General features: G+C 73.0%; 11 protein-coding genes. 4 read left to right on the top strand and 7 right to left on the bottom strand.

The window, feature by feature from the left end:
• Nucleotides 1–35: 35 nt before the first annotated feature.
• The 7 genes from murD to rsmH all read right to left on the bottom strand — a co-directional run bounded on the left by murD (nt 36) and on the right by rsmH (nt 9,348).
• Entirely contained in the window at nt 36–1,457 is a 1,422-nt protein-coding gene (gene murD / locus AC07FV_RS04225; protein WP_479084487.1) for a UDP-N-acetylmuramoyl-L-alanine--D-glutamate ligase, read from the bottom strand.
• Between the two features lie 11 nt (nt 1,458–1,468).
• A complete protein-coding gene (gene mraY / locus AC07FV_RS04220) occupies nt 1,469–2,560 on the bottom strand; it encodes a phospho-N-acetylmuramoyl-pentapeptide-transferase (protein ID WP_356608177.1) in 1,092 nt (363 codons plus the stop codon).
• A complete protein-coding gene (locus tag AC07FV_RS04215) occupies nt 2,560–3,990 on the bottom strand; it encodes a UDP-N-acetylmuramoyl-tripeptide--D-alanyl-D-alanine ligase (protein WP_479084486.1) in 1,431 nt (476 codons plus the stop codon). The genes mraY and AC07FV_RS04215 overlap by 1 nt, the downstream gene beginning before the upstream one ends.
• Before the next feature lie 37 nt (nt 3,991–4,027).
• Nucleotides 4,028–5,563, bottom strand: a complete 1,536-nt coding sequence (locus AC07FV_RS04210) for a UDP-N-acetylmuramoyl-L-alanyl-D-glutamate--2,6-diaminopimelate ligase (protein ID WP_479084887.1) — start codon at nt 5,561–5,563, stop codon at nt 4,028–4,030.
• Between the two features lie 249 nt (nt 5,564–5,812).
• Nucleotides 5,813–7,780 (bottom strand): peptidoglycan D,D-transpeptidase FtsI family protein, encoded by a 1,968-nt coding sequence (locus AC07FV_RS04205; protein ID WP_479084485.1) that lies wholly within the window; start codon nt 7,778–7,780, stop codon nt 5,813–5,815.
• Nucleotides 7,777–8,331: a cell division protein FtsL gene (gene ftsL / locus AC07FV_RS04200; protein WP_479084483.1), complete on the bottom strand. Its 555-nt coding sequence runs from the start codon at nt 8,329–8,331 to the stop codon at nt 7,777–7,779. The genes AC07FV_RS04205 and ftsL overlap by 4 nt, the downstream gene beginning before the upstream one ends.
• Before the next feature lie 60 nt (nt 8,332–8,391).
• On the bottom strand, nt 8,392–9,348 hold the full coding sequence (rsmH, locus tag AC07FV_RS04195; protein ID WP_479084481.1) for a 16S rRNA (cytosine(1402)-N(4))-methyltransferase RsmH: 957 nt from the start codon (nt 9,346–9,348) through the stop codon (nt 8,392–8,394).
• 427 nt (nt 9,349–9,775) lie between these two features.
• Here rsmH and AC07FV_RS04190 point away from each other — a divergent pair, with 427 nt between their 5' ends.
• The 4 genes from AC07FV_RS04190 to AC07FV_RS04175 all read left to right on the top strand — a co-directional run bounded on the left by AC07FV_RS04190 (nt 9,776) and on the right by AC07FV_RS04175 (nt 15,517).
• Nucleotides 9,776–10,324 carry a beta-class carbonic anhydrase gene (locus AC07FV_RS04190; protein WP_479084480.1) on the top strand — a complete coding sequence of 183 codons (549 nt, stop codon included), beginning with the start codon at nt 9,776–9,778 and terminating at the stop codon, nt 10,322–10,324.
• Between the two features lie 258 nt (nt 10,325–10,582).
• A complete protein-coding gene (locus AC07FV_RS04185) occupies nt 10,583–11,656 on the top strand; it encodes an AAA family ATPase (RefSeq protein WP_479084478.1) in 1,074 nt (357 codons plus the stop codon).
• Complete coding sequence (locus AC07FV_RS04180) at nt 11,656–13,020, top strand: DUF58 domain-containing protein (RefSeq protein ID WP_479084476.1); 1,365 nt, start codon at nt 11,656–11,658, stop codon at nt 13,018–13,020. The genes AC07FV_RS04185 and AC07FV_RS04180 overlap by 1 nt, the downstream gene beginning before the upstream one ends.
• A 106-nt stretch (nt 13,021–13,126) precedes the next feature.
• Nucleotides 13,127–15,517 carry a transglutaminase TgpA family protein gene (locus AC07FV_RS04175; protein ID WP_479084474.1) on the top strand — a complete coding sequence of 797 codons (2,391 nt, stop codon included), beginning with the start codon at nt 13,127–13,129 and terminating at the stop codon, nt 15,515–15,517.
• Nucleotides 15,518–15,745 lie beyond the last annotated feature (228 nt).

Here is a 15,745-nt window from a genome sequence, read left to right as displayed (position 1 = left end):
CCTCCCGAGGTCGCCCGGCGCAGGAGGCGGCCGGGTCAGGCGCCGAGTTCGCGAACGGCCTCCGCGAACGCGTCACCACGCTGGTTGTAGTTGGTGAACATGTCCATGGAGGCACAGGCCGGGGCCAGCAGCACCGTGTCACCGGGCCGGGCGAGTCGCTGGGCCTCCTGGACGGCCTGGAGCATCGCCCCAGTGTCGGTCCGGTCGAGGTCGACCACGGGTACCTCGGGCGCGTGTCGCGCCAGGGCTTCGCGGATCAGGGCGCGGTCGGCGCCGATGAGCACGGCCCCGCGCAGGCGCTTCGCCGCCCCCGCGACCAGCTCGTCGAAGGACGCGCCCTTGGCCAGCCCGCCGGCGATCCAGACGATCGACCCGTACGCCGCCAAGGAGGCCTCGGTGGCGTGGGTGTTGGTCGCCTTGGAGTCGTCCACGTACGCCACCCCGTCGACGTCGGCGACGTGCGCGATGCGGTGGGCGTCGGGCGTGAAGGCCCGCAGTCCGTCCCGTACGGCGGCGGCGGAGACGCCGTAGGCCCGGGCGAGGGCCGCCGCGGCGAGGGCGTTGGCGATGTTGTGCGGGGCCGGCGGGTTCACGTCGGAGATCTCGGCGAGTTCCTGGGCGTTCTTCTGCCGGTCCTCCACGAAGGCCCGGTCGACCAGGAGGCCCTCGACGACGCCGAGTTGGCCCGGCGCCGGGGTGCCGAGGGTGAAGCCGACGGCGCGGCAGCCCTCCTCGACGTCGGCCTCGCGGACCAGGTCCTCGGTCGCCTTGTCGGCCGCGTTGTAGACGCAGGCGACGCGATTGCCCTCGTAGACGCGGCCCTTGTCGGCGGCGTAGGCCTCCATGGAGCCGTGCCAGTCGAGGTGGTCGGGGGCGAGGTTGAGGACGGCGGCCGAGTGGGCGCGCGGCGAGGACGCCCAGTGGAGCTGGTAGCTGGACAGCTCCACCGCGAGGACGTCGTACTCCTCGTCGCCGGTGACCGCGTCCAGCAGCGAGACACCGATGTTGCCGACGGCGGCGGTGCGCAGACCGGCCGCCTTCAGGATCGACGCGAGCATCTGGACGGTGGTGGTCTTGCCGTTGGTGCCGGTGACCGCCAGCCAGGGCGCCGGCTCCCTGCCGTCCAGGCCGCGCAGGCGCCAGGCCAGTTCGACGTCGCCCCAGACGGGGACGCCTGCCTCGCGGGCCGCCGTGAACAGCGGCTTGTCCGGCTTCCAGCCCGGCGCGGTGACGATCAGCTCGGTGCCCTCGGGCAGGACCGCGGCGGAGCCTTCGCCGAGGCGCACGGTGACGCCGAGCGCCTCCAGCTCCGCCGCCTGCGCCCGCGCGCGCTCGTCGTCGCCGTCGTTGACGACCGTGACGCGCGCGCCGAGGCCGTGCAGCACCCTGGCCGCCGGGACGCCGGAGACGCCGAGGCCGGCGACGGTGACGTGCTTGCCCTGGAATTCGGAAGGCACCGAGGAGGAGGTCACTTGTCCGCTGCCCATCCCGCGTAGAAGAGGCCCAGTCCGACGATCACGCAGATGCCCTGGATGATCCAGAAGCGGACCACCACAAGGACTTCGGACCAGCCCTTGAGTTCGAAGTGGTGCTGGAGTGGCGCCATCCGGAAGACGCGTTTGCCGGTGAGGCGGAAGGAGCCGACCTGGATGACCACCGACATGGTGATCAGGACGAACAGACCGCCGAGGATGGCCATCAGCAGCTCGGTGCGCGAGCAGATCGCCAGACCCGCCAGCACGCCGCCGAGCGCGAGCGAACCGGTGTCGCCCATGAAGATCTTGGCCGGCGAGGTGTTCCACCACAGGAAGCCGAGGCAGGCGCCCATCAGCGCGGAGGAGACCACCGCGAGATCGAGCGGGTCGCGCACCTCGTAGCAGGCGCCCGGGTTGGTGAGGGTCAGCGCGTTGGCGCAGGACTCCTGGAACTGCCACACGCCGATGAAGGTGTAGGCGCCGAAGACCAGGACGGAGGCGCCGGTGGCCAGGCCGTCCAGACCGTCGGTCAGGTTCACGCCGTTCGACATCGCGAGGATCATGAACAGCGCCCAGATGACGAACAGCACCGGGCCGATGGACCAGCCGAAGTCGGTGATGAACGACAGCTTGGTGGAGGCCGGGGTGTTGCCGCGGTTGTCCGCGAACTGGAGCGAGAGCACCGCGAACGCGATGCCGACGATCAGCTGGCCGGCCATCTTCGCCTTGGCCCGCAGGCCCAGCGAACGCCTCTTGACGATCTTGATGTAGTCGTCGAGGAAGCCGACCAGGCCCATGCCCACCATCAGGCCGAGCACCAGCAGGCCCGAGAAGGTCGGCGCCGCGTCCGCCTCGGGGTCCAGGTAGCTGGTGATCACCTTGGCCAGGAAGTAGGCGGCGACCGTCGCGAAGATGAAGGCGATACCGCCCATCGTCGGCGTACCGCGCTTGCTGGCGTGCTCGCGCGGTCCGTCGTCGCGGATGTACTGGCCGTAGCCCTTGCGGGCCAGCAGCTTGATCAGCAGCGGGGTGCCGACCAGCGTCAGGAAGAGGCCGATGACGCCCGCGAACAGGATCTGCTTCATCATCGGGCGGCGACCTCACCCTCGGCGCCGGTCTCCAGCAGCGCCGCGGCGACGCTCTCCAGACCCACCGAACGGGACGCCTTCACGAGTACGACGTCTCCCGGGCGCAACTCGCTGCGCAACAGGTCGACCGCCGCCTGTGCGTCGGACACGTGCACCGACTCCTCACCCCACGAACCCTCGTTATATGCGCCCAGTTGCAGCCATTGGGCTTCCCTGCCCCCGACCGCGACGAGCTTGCTGACGTTGAGCCGGACGGCGAGCCGTCCGACCGCGTCGTGCTCGGCGAGCGCCTCGTCCCCGAGCTCGGCCATCTTGCCGAGCACCGCCCACGTACGGCCCCCCTTCGCCTGTGCGGCTTTGCCCATGGCGACCAGCGCACGCAGCGCGGCCTTCATCGACTCGGGGTTCGCGTTGTAGGCGTCGTTGACGACCGTCACGCCGTCCGGGCGCTCGGTGACCTCCATCCGCCAGCGGGAGAGGGAGCCCGCCTCGGAGAGCGCGGTGGCGATCTCGTCTGCGGACATGCCCAACTCGTGGGCGACGGCGGCCGCCGCGAGCGCGTTCGACACGTGGTGCTCACCGTACAGGCGCATGGTCACATCGCTTGCACCGGAGGGTGTGTGAAGCCTGAACGAGGGCTGTCCGCTGTCCGTGAGTCGCACGTTCTCGCCGCGAACGTCCGCTTCGTCGGACTCCCCGAAAAGGACCACCTTCGCCTTCGTCCGGGAGGCCATGGCCCGTACGAGCGGGTCGTCCGCGTTGAGGATCGCGGTGCCCCCCTCCTCGGCCGGCGGCAGCGCCTCGACGAGTTCGCCCTTGGCCTGGGCGATCTGCTCCCGGCCGCCGAACTCGCCGATGTGCGCGGAGCCGACGTTGAGGACGAGGCCGACCTTCGGCGGGGTCAGCTCGCAGAGGTAGCGGATGTGTCCGATGCCGCGGGCGCCCATCTCCAGGACGAGGAACCTGGTCTCGTCGGTGGCGGTGAGCGCGGTGAGCGGCAGTCCGACCTCGTTGTTCATGGAGCCCGGCGTGAACACCGTGGGCGCCTTGCGGCGCAGGACCTGGGCGATGAGGTCCTTGGTGCTGGTCTTGCCGGCCGACCCGGTGAGGGCCACGAGGGTGGTGCCGAGGCGCCGCACGACGTGCCGGGCGAGGGCTCCCAGGGCGGTCTGCACGTCGTCCACGACGATCGCGGGCACGCCGACGGGCCGGGAGCCGAGCACGGCCACCGCGCCCGCCTCGACGACCGGTGCCGCCCAGTCGTGGCCGTCCACCCGCTCGCCGACGAAGGCGACGAACAGGCAGCCGGGGCCCGCTTCCCGCGAGTCCCGGACGACCGGCCCGGTGACCTGCACGGACGCGTCCGGTATGTCATGCATCCGCCCGCCGACGACTTCTGCGATCTCGGCGAGAGAGAGGGCGATCACAAGTTCATCCCCTGGATCATCTGGATCATTCGGGACTTCATCCCTGGGTCTTCTGGACGGGGGTATTCCTGATGGCTTCGCTCAGCACCAGGCGGTCGTCGAAGGGACGGACCACCCCGGCGATGTCCTGGCCCTGCTCGTGGCCCTTGCCCGCCACCAGCACGGTGTCGCCGGGCTCGGCCCGGGCGACGGCGGCGGCGATCGCGGCGGCCCGGTCCTCGAAGACCTGGACCTCGCCGCGCTCGTGCGCGGGCACGGAGGCCGCGCCCTGGAGCATGGTGGCGAGGATCGCGAGGGGGTCCTCGGAGCGGGGGTTGTCGGAGGTCAGCACGGCGGTGTCGGCGAACCGGGCCACGGCGGCGCCCATCGGCTCCCGCTTGGTGGTGTCCCGGTCGCCGCCGCAGCCGAGCACGGCGTGCAGCCTGCCCTCGGTGACCTTGCGCAGGGCGCGCAGCACGGACTCGACGGCGTCGGTCTTGTGGGCGTAGTCGACCACCGCGAGGTACGGCTGGCCCTCGTCCACGCGCTCCAGCCGGCCGGGCACGCCGGGCACCGCGGCGATGCCGTCGGCGGCGGACTGCGGGTCGAGTCCGGCGGCGGCGAGGGCGACGATCGCGGCGAGGGTGTTCGCCACGTTGAACGGGCCGGCCAGGGGCGACCTGGCGGTCACGCGCTCGCCCTTGGGGCCGAGCACGGTGAACGTCGAGTCCAGCGGGCCGACCTCGACCTCGTCGGCGCGCCAGTCGGCGTCGGGGTGGCCCTCCGCGGAGTAGGTGACGACCGGCACGGTGGCCTCGTTCGCGAGGCGGCGCCCGTACTCGTCGTCGACGTTGACCACGCCGAGCCTGCTGCGCTCCGGCGTGAAGAGCTGCGCCTTCGCCTGGAAGTAGTCCTCCATGCCGGAGTGGAACTCCATGTGCTCCGGGCTGAGGTTGGTGAAGACGGCGATGTCGAAGACGCACGCGTCGACCCGGCCCAGCACCAGCGCGTGGCTGGAGACCTCCATCGCGACCGCCTCGGTGCCGCGTTCGCGCATCACCGCGAACAGGGCCTGGAGGTCGGTGGCCTCGGGCGTGGTGCGCTCGGACTTGATGCGCTCGTCGCCGATGCGCATCTCGACCGTGCCGATCAGCCCGGTGGACCTCGCCGTGCGCAGACCGCCCTCGACGAGGTAGGCGGTGGTGGTCTTGCCGGAGGTGCCGGTGATGCCGATCTGGAGGAGGTCGCGGCCGGGGTGGCCGTAGATCGTGGCGGCCAGCTCGCCCATCCGCGCGCGCGGGTCGTCGACGACCAGGGCCGGCAGACCGGCGGCCGCGACGCGCTCCGCGCCGGCCGGGTCGGTCAGCACCGCCGCGGCGCCGAGGCCGGCGGCCTGGGTGGCGAAGTCCGCTCCGTGCAGCCGGGCGCCGGGCAGGGCGGCGTACAGGTCGCCGGGCCGGACGGCGCGCGAGTCATGGGTGATGCCCGTGACGGCGGCGGTGCTGTCGGGCACGGTGACACCCAGTTGACCGGCGAGTTCCGCGAGGGGTGTGGCGGAGTTCCGCACCGGACGGGGCGGTCCCGGGTAGGTCACGGGGTGGCCCTTCTGGGTGGTTTGGGACTGATCAGCGTGTGGCACGGCGGTGAGCGTACCGGGCGTACCCGCTTCCCGGCGAAGTGAGGGGCTGGGGCTGCTCTGGTTCCCGGGCTCGGGGGTGATCGTTGTCACGGGTGGTTCCTGGTGGCTCGGTACTGAAACGGCGCTGGCTCGGTACTGGCTCGGATTCGGGCTCGGTTCCGGCTCGGTCCCGACTGGGATCCGGCTCGGCTCTGGGTCGGTTCGTCAGGGCTTGAAGGCGACCGGGAGTCTCGCGGGGGCGGCCCCGGTCGGCGGGATCTGGAGGGTCTTCAGGGCGAACTCCATGACCTGCTTGTAGATGGGGCCGCAGATCTGGCCGCCGAAGTAGCTGCCCTGGGTGGCGTTCTGGATGGCGCAGTAGACGGTGACACGGGGCTTGTCGGCGGGGGCGAACCCGGCGAAGGACGAGGTGTACCCCTTGTACTGGCCGGTGGCCGGATCCACCCGGTTGGCCGTCCCCGTCTTGCCCGCGACCCGGTAGCCGGGGATGCGGGCCTTGGTGCCGGTGCCTTCCTCGTCGTCGACGACGGACTCCAGCATCCGCGCGAGGGTCTTGGCGGTCTTCGCGCTGATCACCCGGTTCTTCTTGGGCTCGGGGGCCGGCGTGAAGCGGTCGTCGTCGGCCTTGGTGCCGCGTACGAGCGTGGGTTCGACGCGGACGCCGCCGTTGGCGATGGTCGAATAGACGGAGGCCGCCTGCAACGCGTTCACGGACACGCCCTGGCCGAAGGGAATCGTGTACTGCTGCGAGGTCGACCACTGGTCGGGGGGCGCCAGGATGCCCTTGGTCTCCCCGGGGAAGCCGAGCCCGCTGTAGTCGCCGAGGCCGAACTTGCGCAGGTAGGAGTGGAGCACCTTGTTGGCCTCCTGCTGGGTTTTCCCCAGCTCGCCGGTGGCCATGATGGTGCCGATGTTGCTGGACTTGGCGAGCACGCCGTTGAGCGTGAGGTACCAGGTCGGGTGGTCGACGTCGTCCTTGAAGAGCCGGTCGCCGCGCTTGAGCCGGTTCGGGACGGTGATGTGGGTGCCGGGCGTGGCGGCGTTCTCCTCCAGTACGGCCGCCATCGACATCACCTTGGCGGTGGAGCCGGGCTCGAAGGCGTCCTGGAGGGCGGCGTTGCCCAGCGCGTCGGGGTCGGCGTGGGCGAGGTCGGCCGGGTCGAAGCCGGGCGAGTTGGCCATGGCCAGGATCTCGCCGGTGGCCGTGTCCTGGACGATGACGTAGCCCCCGTCCGCCTTGGACTCCTCCACCTGCGCGCTGATCGCCTCCTGGGCGGCCCACTGGATGTCGCGGTCGATGGTCAGCTCGACGTCGCTGCCGGGCACGGCGGGCGTCTCCGTGGAGCCGGCGGTGGGCACCTGGCGGCCGCCGGACTGCACGTAGCGGATCTCGCCGTCCTTGCCGGCCAGCGTGTCGTTCAGCTTCCGTTCGAGGCCGCCGCCGCCCTCGCCGTCGGCGTTGACCCAGCCGAGGATGGAGGCGGCGAGGTCGCCGCCCGGGTACACGCGCTTGCTGCTGGGGTCGGCGAGGACTCCCGCGAGGACGTTGACCACGGACGTGTCGCTCTCCGCCTTCTTGGTGAGCGCGCTCTTCAGGTCCTTGATCTGGTTCCAGACCTGCGGGGTCTGCCGGCGGGCGAGGACGACGTAGCGCAGCTTCCGGTTCTCGGGGCGGAGCCGGTCGACCAGGTCCTCCTGCTCCTCCCCGAGGATCGGTGCGAGGAGCGCCGCCGCCTGCTCGGGGCCGTCGCCGACCTTCAACTGCTCGCGGGTGAACAGCGTCGGGTCGGCGGTGATGTCGTAGGCGTCCACCGTGGACGCGAGGGCGACGCCGTTGCGGTCGGTGATCCCGCCGCGCTCGGAGGGGAGTTTGTGGACGACGTAGTGGTTCTGCTCGGCCTTGGCGGTGTACGTGCCGGCGTCGACGGCCTGTACCTGGAGCAGCCGTACGACGAACGCGGACAGCACCAGGGTCAGCGCGAGGCCGATCAGGCGCAGCCGCGGGCGGGGACTGCCCAGCCGGATGACACGGGGCGCGGCCGGCCGGGGCGGGCCCGGCCGGCGGGCGGGCCGGGCGCCGGGGCCCGGCTGCCGCCGTCCGCCGGGGCGGACGGGCCTGGCGGGTCCGGGCACACGGCGGCGCGGCGGTTCCCTGTCGGACACTTCCGTCACCTGCCGGGGGTCGGGGTCGGGTCGGTCGCTGCCGTGGAGCCGGCCGCCGTGCCGGACGGCGCGGCGGTGGTGGGCGCGGCGGCGGGGGACGTGCCGGTGCCGGACGCGTCCGTCGGGAGCGGGTCGGTGCCGGGTGGCGCGGTCAGTGCCTCGGGGGCGAGGACCAGCGGGGTGGCCGCGGTGGGCGCGGGGCTCGGCGAGCCCTTGACGGAGCCGTCGGGGGCGAGGAAGGCGGGGTCACCGCCGGGCACCATGCCCAGCTCGCGGGCGCGGCGCTGGAGGGCGCGGGGGGCGGAGTAGGCGTCGATGTCCCGCTGGAGCGCCTGCTCCTCGTCGGTGAGCTCCTTCGTCTCCTGCTTCAGGTCGTCCAGCTGGAACGAGCCTTCGCTGAGGGCGGAGTTCAGCAGCAGGAGCCCGATGAGGCCGCCTCCGAGGAGGACGACCACGAGGAGGACGAAGGGGGCGCGGGCCGCCTGGCCGCGTGCGCCACCGGGTGGGAAGAGCTGAGCCAGCCGGGCCGCCCGCCCCTTCAGCTCGGGGTTCCTACCCACTCGCCCTCCCCTCGGACCGGGTGGACCGTCCGCACCCGCACCTGGCCTGCCTCACTCGCTTCACCCGATGGACTCCCTGATCCGCTGGGCTCCGCGCAGCCGGGCCGGCGCCGCCCGCCGGTTCTCGGCGATCTCCTGCTCGGTGGGAAGTTCGGCACCGCGCGTGAGCAGCTTGAGCCGGGGCGCGTAGCGTTCGGGTACGACCGGCAGTCCGGGAGGTGCGGTGTTGGCGGCGCCGGCCGCGAACACCTGCTTGACGAGCCGGTCCTCCAGCGAGTGGTACGAGAGGACCGCGATCCGTCCGCCCACGTCGAGGGCCTCGACGGCGGCCGGGATCGCCCGCTCCAGGACGGACAGCTCACCGTTGACCTCGATGCGCAGGGCCTGGAAGGTGCGCTTGGCCGGGTTGCCGCCGGTGCGCTTGGCGGCCTGCGGCAGGGCGGCGCGGATCAGCTCCACGAGCCGCGCGCTGTTGCTGAACGGCTCCTTGTCGCGCTCCCGCACGATCGCGGACACGATCCGCTTGGCCTGCTTCTCCTCGCCGTACGCCCGCAGGATGCGGACCAGTTCGCCCGGCGGGTAGGTGTTGAGGACCTCGGCGGCGCTCATGCCGGTCGTCTGGTCCATGCGCATGTCGAGCGGGGCGTCCTGGGCGTAGGCGAACCCGCGGTCCGCCTCGTCGAGCTGCATGGAGGAGACGCCGAGGTCGAACAGCACGCCCTGGACGCGCGGGACGCCGAGGCGGTCCAGCACGTCGGGCAGTTCGTCGTACACGGCGTGCACCAGGGTGGCGCGTTCCCCGTACGGGGCGAGCCGCTCTCCGGACAGGCGCAGCGCCTCCTTGTCCCGGTCGAGGGCGACGAGGCGGGCGTCGGGGAAGCGGGTGAGGAGCGCCTCGCTGTGCCCGCCGAGCCCCAGCGTGCAGTCGACGACCACGGCGCCCGGCTCCTGGAGGGCGGGCGCCAGCAGGTCCAGGCACCGCTGGAGCATCACCGGGACGTGTCGACTCTGACTCAAGTGGGGCGGCCTCTCAGGTCCGGCACGGCGTCACGCACCGCCGGGTCCCCTCCCGCTCGCTCGTGAAGGGGAGGCCTGCCGGCGCCGGAGGCGTCGGCCGGCCGGGAGCGGGAGGAGGCCGAGCCGTACGTACGCGCCGCGCACGTGGGGGGATCTGGCGGAACGTCGTCCAGGTCTCCGGGGTTTCAGTCCAGCAGGGAGAGCCTCGCCTCCCGCTTCGCGTCACTTTAGTCCACCCTGTCGCCCGGTCAATCAACCGGCCTGCGCGTCGCGGACGCGGGCGCGCACGAATCGGCGCGAGGTGGCACTTCACCCGCTCGGACGCGCCCGTCCGGGTCTGTGGGGTGGCTCACAACACGCCGCGATGACGTTCTTTGTCCCTCTTCTCAGCGAGTCCGGCGCGGGGGTGACCAGTAACGTCATGCTTATGACGACTTCTGCATCGATCCCCGAGGGCTCCGCATCCGCCGCCACCGGCGCCGGTTCCGCCACCGACCGGCTCGTCGAGGCGAACGCGCGGTACGCCACCGAGTTCGCCGACGCCGAGCTGGCGGGCCGCCCCGCCTTGCAGGCCGCCGTCGTGGCCTGCATGGACGCGCGCCTGGACGTGACCGCCGCGCTCGGTCTGCGCAACGGCGACTGCCACGTCATCCGCAACGCCGGCGGTGCCGTCACCGACGACGTGATCCGCTCCCTCACCATCAGCCAGCGGGCGCTCGGCACCCGCAGCGTCATCCTGGTCCACCACACGGCGTGCGGCATGGAGACCCTCACCGAGGAGTTCCGGCACGAACTGGAGCTGGAGGTGGGTCAGCGCCCCGGCTGGGCGGTGGAGTCGTTCCGCGACGTCGACCAGGACGTACGGCAGTCCATCCGGCGGGTCCGGACCTCGCCGTTCCTGCCGCACACGGACGACGTACGCGGCTTCGTCTACGACGTGAAGACGGGCCTGCTCCGCGAGGTCGAGGCCGCCTGATCCGGTCGCCCTCCCCGACGACCCTCGCCGCACAAGCACCGCGAACACCGTAAGGCCTGACATATCGCGGGCAGTTGTCCACAGGCGAGTGACACGAATCGGTAACGGCAGCAAGAATGCGGGAAGTGATGTCGCGCGGAACTTTTTCCGCGCGATGTCCGTGATTCGGGGTGGGGCCGGTCCGCACGGCAGGGACGGCCCGGCAAGTTGGGGTACCCCCGCTTCCCAGGAAGCGGGGGCAAGGCCGAGGAGGGCCGGGTGACGACCTATGACGAGCAGGCGAGCCATGGGGGTGCCCCCTCGCGAGGGTATTCGAGCGTGGGGGACGATCTGACCGCTGTGGTCGAGCGGGTACGCGGTTCGGTGGAGGCCGTGATCGAGGGCAAGCCCGAGGTCGTACGGCTCTCCCTGACCGTGCTGCTCGCCGAGGGACACCTGCTGATCGAGGATGTCCCCGGCGTCGGCAAGACCATGCTGGCCAAGGCCCTGGCACGGTCGATCGACTGCTCCGTGCGCCGGATCCAGTTCACGCCGGACCTGCTGCCCTCGGACATCACCGGGGTCTCCATCTGGGACCAGCAGCGCCGGGACTTCGAGTTCAAGCCGGGCGCCATCTTCGCGCAGGTGGTGATCGGCGACGAGATCAACCGCGCCTCGCCCAAGACCCAGTCCGCGCTGCTGGAGTCGATGGAGGAGCGCCAGGTCACCATCGACGGGCAGACCTACGAGCTGCCCAGCCCCTTCATGGTGGTGGCGACGCAGAACCCGGTCGAGATGGAGGGCACCTATCCGCTGCCGGAGGCCCAGCGCGACCGCTTCATGGCGCGGGTCTCCATCGGCTACCCGAGCCCGGAGGCCGAGCTGCAGATGCTCGACGTCCACGGCGGGGTGAACCCGCTGGACGACCTCCAGCCGGTGGCGCACGCGCACGAGATCCTCAAGCTGATCGAGACCGTCCGGGGCGTCCACGTCGCGGACCCGGTCCGGCGGTACGCCGTGGACCTGGTCGCCGCCACGCGCACCCACCCGGACCTCAGACTCGGCGCCTCGCCGCGCGCCACGCTGCATCTGCTGCGTGCGGCGAAGGCGTCCGCCGCCCTGAGCGGCCGGGAGTACGCGCTGCCGGACGACGTGCAGGCCCTCGCGGTCGCCGTCCTGGCCCACCGTCTGCTGCCCACCGCCCAGGCCCAGCTGGGCCGCCGCACCGCCGAGCAGGTGGTCCAGGAGATCCTGCAACGCACTCCGGTGCCGGCGGCGCCCCAGCAGCAGACGGGCTTCGGCATGGGCCGCGGCGCGCCGGCGTACGACCAGCAACCGCCGCGGAGGCTGTGATGGACACCGGGGGGACGGACCGGTCGGAGGGCGACCGGGGCGAGGGCGGCGGCATCCGCACCGCCCTGACCGGTCTGACCACCCGCGGGCGTTCCTTCCTGGCCGCCGGCATCGCCGCCGCGATCTGCGCCTACGTCCTCGGCCAGAGCGATCTGCTGCGGGTCGGGCTGCTGCTGAGCGTGCTGCCCCTGCTCTGCGCGACCGTGCTCTACCGCACCCGCTACCGGGTGGCGGGCAGCCGCCGGCTCTCCCCGGGGCGGGTCTCCGCGGGCGCCGAGGCCCGGGTCCACCTGCGCGTCGACAACGTCTCGCGGCTGCCCACCGGTCTGCTGATGCTCCAGGACCGCGTCCCCTACGTGCTGGGGCCGCGCCCCCGCTTCGTCCTCGACCGGGTGGAGCCGGGCGGCCGCCGCGAGGTGTCCTACCGGGTCCGCTCGGACCTGCGGGGCCGCTACCCGCTGGGTCCGCTGCAACTGCGCCTGACCGACCCGTTCGGCCTGTGCGAGCTGACCCGCTCCTTCTCCACGTACGACACCCTGACCGTCGTCCCGCGGGTGGACGCGCTGCCGCCGGTGCGGCTGAGCGGGGAGGCGAGGGGGTACGGCGAGGGCCGGCAGCGCTCGCTCGCGCTGGCCGGCGACGACGACGTGATCCCGCGCGGGTACCGCCACGGCGACGACCTGCGCCGCGTGCACTGGCGCTCCACCGCGCGCTACGGCGAGCTGATGGTGCGCCGCGAGGAGCAGCCCCAACGGGCCCGCTGCACGGTGCTCCTGGACACCCGGGGCCTGGCCTACGACGGCGCGGGCCCCGACTCCGCCTTCGAATGGGCGGTGTCGGGCGCGGCCTCCGTCCTGGTGCACATGCTGGAGCGGGGCTTCTCCGTCCGGTTGCTCACGGACACCGGCGACTCGGTCCCCGGCGAGGGCGCCGACGGCTTCGCGGGCGCGAGCCAGGGCACGGCGGACGCGGCCGGGCTGATGATGGACACCCTCGCCGTGGTCGACCACTCCGACGGCACGGGCCTGTCCCGCGCCTACGACGTGCTGCGGGGCGGGAACGAGGGGCTGCTGGTGGCGTTCTTCGGCGATCTGGACGAGGAGCAGGCCGCGGTGGCCGCCAGGATGCGGCAGCGCAGCGGTGGTGCCGTCGCCTTCGTGCTGGACGGCGGGGTCTGGGCGGGGGAACCGGCCGCGGTCCCCGGCCCGCCGGACGGGGGCGGGGAGCGGCTGCGGACGTTGCGCGAGGCGGGCTGGACCGCCGTGGGTGTCCCCCGGGGCGCCCCCCTGGAGGAAGTGTGGCGCCTGGCGGACCGCGAGCGCAGCGGTCTGACGGCGGCGAGCGGCGGGGAGGGCACGGGATGAACGGGCCGGCGCGGTACACGGGGTCCGGCGGGCCCGACGGGCGGCGGGGACGGGGACGCCTGGGGCGCACCGGTCCCGGGCCGGCCGGCGGCGGGGAGGGTGCGCGATGAGCGGGCGGGCCCGGTTGGCCCTGTGCGCGTGGGCGGCCACCCTGATGACGGCGTGCGCGATGCTGCCGCTGGTCGATCCGGCCACCTGGATCCTTCAGGCCGCGTTCCTCCTGGCGGTGCAGTCCGGGGTGGGTGCGGCGGCGCGCCGGGTGCCGCTGGCCCGGCCGCTGACCGTCGCCGCGCAGGCCCTGGTCACCCTGCTGCTCCTGACGCTGGTCTTCGCCCGGCAGCAGGCGCTCGCCGGGCTGCTGCCCGGCCCGGAGGCCTTCCAGCGCTTCGCCGACCTGCTGCGACAGGGCGGCGACGACATCGCCCGGTACGCGATCCCGGCGCCGCTGGAGTCCGACGGCATCCGGCTGATGCTGGTCGGCGGTGTCCTGGTGATCGGGCTGCTGGTGGACACCCTCGCGGTGACCTTCCGCAGCGCCGCCCCGGCGGGCCTGCCGCTGCTCGCGCTGTACTCGGTGGCCGCGGGGCTGTCCGAGGGAGGCGCGGACTGGCTGTGGTTCCTGGTCGCGGCGGCCGGCTATCTGATGCTGCTGCTGGCCGAGGGGCGCGACCGGCTCTCGCAGTGGGGCCGGGTCTTCGGCGGTGCGCCGCGTACGCCGGGCGGGGAGCCGAGAGGCGCGGTGGCTCCGGTCCGCACGGGGCGGCGCATCGGCGCCTTCGCGCTGGGCATCGCCCTGGTGGTGCCGCTCGCGCTGCCCGCGATGGACGGCGGTCTGCTGGACGGTGCCGGGACGGGTTCCGGTGACGGCACCGGCGGCGGGGGCACGATCTCCGCGGTGAACCCCCTGGTCTCCCTGCGCGACAGTCTCAACGTGGACGAGAACCGGCAGGTCCTCTCCGTCGACACCGACTCGAACGACATCGCCAACCTGTACCTGCGCATCGTGTCCCTGGACGACTTCGACGGGACCACGTGGAAGCCGTCCAAGCGGCAGATCACCGGCGTACCGGAGGGTTCCTTCCCGACGCCGGTCGGCCTCGGCCCCGACATCGAGCGGACGGAGACCCGGGCCACCATCTCGGCCGCGGACTGGTACGCGCAGGACTGGCTGCCGATGCCGTACCCGCCGAGCGGCGTCCGGGTCGCCGGCAACTGGCGCTACGAACCCGTCGGCATGACGCTGGTCGGCGACCACGGCCAGAACACCCGCGGGCTGACGTACGAGGTGCGGGGCCTGAACGTGCAGCCGACGGCGGAGCAGCTCGCCACGGCACCGCAGCCCCCGGGAGCGCTGACGCGGGAGTACACCGAGCTGCCGGACTCCTTGCCCGAAGTGGTCTCCCGGACCGCCCGGGAGGTCACGGCCGACGCGGCGAACCCGTACGAGCAGGCGGTCAGGCTCCAGGAGTACTTCGCGGTCAACGGCGGTTTCGAGTACGACACCCAGGTCAAGGTCGGCAGCGGTTCGGAGGCGATAGCCCGCTTCCTGAGGGACAAGCAGGGCTTCTGCGTCCACTTCTCCTTCGCCATGGCGGCGATGGCCCGTTCCCTGGGCATTCCGGCCAGGGTCGCGGTCGGCTTCGCCCCGGGCTCCCCGCAGGCGGACGGCACGGTGTCGGTGGGCCTGCGGGACGCGCACGCCTGGCCCGAGGTGTACTTCGAGGGCGTGGGCTGGACCCGCTTCGAGCCCACACCGACCCGGGGCTCGACTCCGTCGTACACCCTGACGGACTCGCCGGACAGCTCGGTGCCGGATCCCGCCCTGCCGTCCCGCAACGCGGAGACGGAGCCGTCGGCGGCGCCGTCGGTGAGCGAGTCCTGCTCGGCCCAGGACAAGAAGCTGGAGGCCTGCGCGAGCGAGTCCGCGGCGGCGGCACCGGTCTCGGACGGGAACGGACCGAAGTGGTACACGGTGCCGGCCTGGGTGCTGGCCGGGCTCGCGCTGCTGCTGCTCCCGCTCGCACCGATGCTGTGGCGGTTGCGCACCCGCTCGGCCCGGCTGGGGGCGCACGGCCGCGGCGATGCGGACGCGGGGCCGCACACGCTGGCGGTCTGGCAGGAGCTGACCGACACCGCGTGGGACGTCGGGATCCTGCCGCAGGAGTCGCAGACCCCGCGCAGGGCGGCGGCCCGCATCGTCCGGCTCGGGCAGCTCGATCCGGCGGCCGCGGCGTCGGTGCACCGGGTGGCGGACGCCGTGGAGCAGGCGCTCTACGCGCCGCGCCCGCGCCTGACGGCCGGCCTCGCGGAGGATGCACGCCGGGCGGAGGCCGGCCTGCGGGCCGGGGTCGGCCGGGGCACTCGGCTGCGCGCACGGTTCGCCCCGCGTTCGACCGTGCGGGTGGTCTGGGCGGCGTCGGCGTGGTGGGCGGCCTGGAAACGGCGGGTCGCGGCGGCCCGGCCGACGCTGCGCCGGACGCGGGGACAGCAGGGCTGAGGCGGCGGCCCGTGCGGCGCGGTGGAGCGCCGGGCGGGCCGTGACGAGCGGGGGGCGCTGCGGCGCGGCCCCCGCTCTCGTCGAGCTGGTGCGCGGCGCCCCGGGCGCTCACGGACACGGGTGAGGGGGTGGGGGAACCACCCGGGGGCCCCCCCCCCCCCCCAATGTCCTCTTTGGAAGAAGAACTGGGGTGACTTCCCTCCCTCCCGTCCTCCCTGCAGTGGTTTC

This window comes from Streptomyces sp. NPDC045956 (assembly GCF_056430705.1).
This window is presented reverse-complemented; position numbering and strand designations above follow the sequence as displayed.

Bases quoted from the DNA above. Each gene is read 5' to 3' on its own strand.
- AC07FV_RS04180 (WP_479084476.1), top strand. From the start codon at position 11,656: ATGGACACCGGGGGGACGGACCGGTCGGAGGGCGACCGGGGCGAGGGC.
- AC07FV_RS04175 (WP_479084474.1), top strand. From the start codon at position 13,127: ATGAGCGGGCGGGCCCGGTTGGCCCTGTGCGCGTGGGCGGCCACCCTG.
- AC07FV_RS04190 (WP_479084480.1), top strand. From the start codon at position 9,776: ATGACGACTTCTGCATCGATCCCCGAGGGCTCCGCATCCGCCGCCACC.
- mraY (WP_356608177.1), bottom strand. From the start codon at position 2,560: ATGAAGCAGATCCTGTTCGCGGGCGTCATCGGCCTCTTCCTGACGCTG.